The sequence below is a fragment of the Methylibium rhizosphaerae genome, from assembly GCF_006386545.1.
Lineage (GTDB): Bacteria > Pseudomonadota > Gammaproteobacteria > Burkholderiales > Burkholderiaceae_C > Pseudorivibacter > Pseudorivibacter rhizosphaerae.
Genome location: NZ_SWAR01000085.1, coordinates 1 through 3713, shown reverse-complemented (window position 1 = coordinate 3713; position 3713 = coordinate 1). Strand labels below are relative to the sequence as shown.

The window sequence follows — 3713 nt, the reverse complement described above, 5'->3', positions numbered from 1 at the left end:
CTGGCGCGACAGGCGAGCCGGACCGAGCACTTCAGAAGCGGCGGCCCGGGCTCGGGCCTGGCGGGTGGACGGGGATGACGATCTGGGCGGCGGGACGAGCGACCCGCGCAGCGCCGGAGCCGGCACGCCGCTCAGTTCGTCAAGCGGGCGCGGTCACGCACAGCGTGAGCGAATGAAGCCCGCGTGCCGCGGCCACGGGCGGGACGCCGCCGCGTTGTTCCTGCTGGACGAGCACTCAGGCGGTGGCCTGCTTGCGATGGACGGCCATTGCCGGCGGATGGCTCAGCGTCTGGTACACGACGCAGTACCGCTCGGTGAGGCGCAGCAGCGTGGCGAGCTGTTCTTCCGAGGCATCTGTGTCGAGCGTGAACTCCAGTCGTATGTTCTGGAAGCCGACCGGAACCTCCTTGGAGAGGCCGAGCGTTCCGCGAAAGTCCAGGTCGCCTTCGGCCCGGAGCGAGGCGTCTCGCAACTCGATGCCGAGCGCCGTGGCCACGGCGTTGAGCGTCACGCCGGCGCAAGCCACCAGCGCCTCGAGCAGCATGTCGCCGGAGCAGGCCGCCTGACCTGTACCGCCCGTCGCCGGATGCAGCCCCGCGGCAACGAGCGCCTTGCCTGTTTCGAGCTTGCAGGTGACGCCCTCGCCGATTCGTCCCTGCGCACGCAACGTGATCAGCGCCGCCTCAGGGGATTCGCGATAGTGCTCCTTCAGAGGGGCCTGGATCGAGCGCAAGTCTTCGGCGTTCATGACGAGGGTCCTCAAAGGAGTTCGCGACGACGTCAGCTCGATGGAAGCTTATCCGTCATTCACGACTCATTGTGTACTGGCAGAAGGCAAATTCGTTCGCGTCCACCTCAGACCATTTGAGAGGTTGCGCTCTTGCCGCTCGTAGGCCTCCACCCAATCGACAAGGCCTCGCAGTTCGGCACGGCGCTGCTGGCCCAGTCGGTCAATCGCCTTGAGGATGGCCGCAAAGCCCTCGCCTTCGGCATCGCACGCCCCACGCAGCTTCAACAGCCGCGCGGCCGTCCGCAGCCGAGCCTTGCCGCGTTCACTGATGCGCCGCTGCGGCGGCACGGGTCCGTTGCTGGGCATGGTGCGCTGTTGGATCGATGCGGTGGAGAGAAGAGCCTGGGGGCCCTCCTCTCCTTCCACGTCAGCCGTTCACCACCGGCCCGCCGCCGTTGCGCTCGCCAACACGCAACGGCTGCGGCAGCCATCCGCAGTCCTTCAGCTCCCGCTCCGCGACCCGGGCCAGCTCCTGCTTGCTCACGCCCTTCACCCGGGCCGCCGCCTCCGGCCCGGCCCCTTCGGCCAGCGCCGCCAGGATCGTCTCCTTGGTCACCCGTGAGAAGTAGCCGAGTGCCGTTGGCTGCCACCACTGCGCCATGTCGAGCGACAGCGCCTCGGCCACCCGGTCCAGCGGGCTGCCCCGTTCGCTGTCGCGCACGTCGTTCAGCGTCAGTGCCACGCACAAGGCCAGTAACTCGGCGCGCTCGTCATCCCCCAGGGCCATGAGCCAGCCAAACAACCGCCCGGCATCGCCCGGCAAGCGCTCTCCCCAGCGCTGGCGGACCGCGTCGAGCACCTCGCTGGCCCGCGACTCGGCCGGGTCGAACACCTGGCTGATCAGCCCCGCGTCGGCCTGGTGGGGAATGAGCCGCACGGGGGTGTCGGCCGGGCCATAGCCGTCGTACAGCAGCCGCTGCACCAGGCCATGCAGCAAGGCCACCAGCGCCACCTGCGGCTGGTCGAGCATCGCCGCCCGGGCCGCCAGCGTCCGGTGTGCGGTCAGGTTCAGCATCAACGCCGCGGAGTGCACCGCCTTGCTGGTGGCCGGCTTGGCGCTCTCGGCGTCCTCCTCCTGCGTGTTGTTCTCCCCGCTGTCCTCGCCCGAACCGCTGGTCCTCCTCGCCCCCTTCGACGGCGACGGCCGCAGCAACCCTCGGTGCACTTCCACTTCGCCATGTGAGCCGAGCGCCACCAACGCACCACCGCGGCTCAGCGCCTCGCTGTCGAACACCGCCAGCCCGGCCTCGAACGCTTCCACCGCCTCCCGGGCCACCTCCGCCTCGGCTTCCAACTTCGACACCTGCTCGTCATCGTCTTCGCTGTCGCCGTGGGCCTGGGTCAACTGCGCCGTCAGCGTGGTCGCCCGCCGGCGCAACGCGTCTAGCTGCCGCTGCTCCCGCCGGTTCATCGACCGTTGCGCCTTCGGGCAATGCCCGAAGGCCACCAGCTGGGACCACGGCAGCCGCACCGCCACGTCCACCCACGACCAGCCCTCGCTGCGGACCTCTTCGGCCACCGCCTGCAGCTTCTCTTCGGCCAGCCGGTGCAGCAGCGCCGCATCCAGCAGGTACACACCTCCCTCCTCCCCTTCCGAGAACAGGTCCCGCCGCACCGCCCCGCCGGCCGCCTCGTAGGCATCCACCCCCACGTACTTCGCCACCGGGTCGCTGCCTGCATCGATGTCCTGCTGCAGCAGCAAGCGGCGCAGCGAGTGCGCATCGCGCTGCCAGTCCGGCAGCGCGTTCCAGCACTGCAGCTGCTCGTCCGGGTCGGCCACGAGCGCCAGTGCCGTCAACTGCGCCAGCTCGATACCGTCCTGCCGGTACAGCGCGATCAGTTGCGGATGCAGGTCGGCGAGCTTCAGGCAGCGCCGCACCTTCAGCGGCGTGGTGCCAAAGCGCTGGGCCACCTCCTGCACCGAACGGCCGGCGTCGACCAAGACCTTGAACGCCTCGAACTCGTCGGCCGGGTGCATCGCCAAGCGGGCCACGTTCTCGACCAAGCTGGCCTCGGCCGCCTCGCGGCTCGGCTTGACCCGGCACAGGATGGGTTCATCGGCTCCGATCTCGCCGTCGGCCTGCAGCTCGCGCAAGGCCCGCAGCCGGCGCAGGCCGCCCACGACCTCGTAGCGCTGAACGTCGGCTTCTGACGCCCTGCCCTTGCGGACCTGGGGCTCCACCGGACACACGATCAGGTTCTGCAGCACCCCCTGGGCCCGGATGGTGGCCTTCAGGGCCGACACGTCTTGCCCGTCGGTCTTGCGCACGTTGCGCGGCGACGCTTGCAGCAGGGACAGCGGGATGCTCATCAGCTCGCCCGAGCGAGCCTCCAGGCTGTTGCTGCCTGCTTGGGTCTTGGCCATGGTGATCTCCTGGCCGGGCGGAATCGCCCGGCAAATGGATGGATGGATGGATGGATGAAACGAAGAAGCGAGGGCTCAGTACTCGCTGGGCAGCAGCAGCGTGGTCACGCTGCGGTCGGCTTCGGTGATGACCCAGACCTTGCTGCCGCAGGGGGACAACGCGTAGGACGAGAACACCCGGCCGCCTTCGGCCACCGCGCGCTCGTTGGCCTCGCGGTCCTCGTCACACAGCTCGCCGTAGTCGCCGCCCTGGTGGCGCTCGATCAGGCTCGTCTCGGACACATGCGCCTCGATCAGCGCCAGCAGCGCACCCGGCGTGCGCACCACGAACCCGGCCTCGAACAACGTGGCTTTGTCGATCATGGAGGGCCTCCAACAGTCAAAGTGAAAGAGAACCCGCCCGGCCTCGACCCCGTGTCTTGGCCTTCAGGCGGAAGATCCTCTCGCTCGGACTTCCCTCGCTCCCGCCCTGGGGCGGGCGGGGGGTGGGGGATGCCCCTTCCCTCACGGGAAGGGGTGGGGGATGGGTGGGGTTCAACAGCAGCCCAAGCAGTGAGC

The 3713-nt window shown here is 69.2% G+C and carries 4 protein-coding genes; all 4 read right to left on the bottom strand.

Annotated elements, in window-relative coordinates; translation table 11 throughout:
• Nucleotides 1-235: 235 nt before the first annotated feature.
• Nucleotides 236-748, bottom strand: a complete 513-nt coding sequence (locus E8D38_RS27235; protein WP_140637416.1) for an OsmC family protein — start codon at nucleotides 746-748, stop codon at nucleotides 236-238.
• Between the two features lie 66 nt (nucleotides 749-814).
• Nucleotides 815-1096 (bottom strand): hypothetical protein, encoded by a 282-nt coding sequence (locus E8D38_RS27230; protein WP_140637415.1) that lies wholly within the window; start codon nucleotides 1094-1096, stop codon nucleotides 815-817.
• 61 nt (nucleotides 1097-1157) lie between these two features.
• Nucleotides 1158-3155 (bottom strand): ParB/RepB/Spo0J family partition protein, encoded by a 1998-nt coding sequence (locus E8D38_RS27225; protein WP_140637414.1) that lies wholly within the window; start codon nucleotides 3153-3155, stop codon nucleotides 1158-1160.
• A 75-nt stretch (nucleotides 3156-3230) separates the two neighbouring features.
• Entirely contained in the window at nucleotides 3231-3518 is a 288-nt protein-coding gene (locus E8D38_RS27220) for a hypothetical protein (protein WP_140637413.1), read from the bottom strand.
• Nucleotides 3519-3713 lie beyond the last annotated feature (195 nt).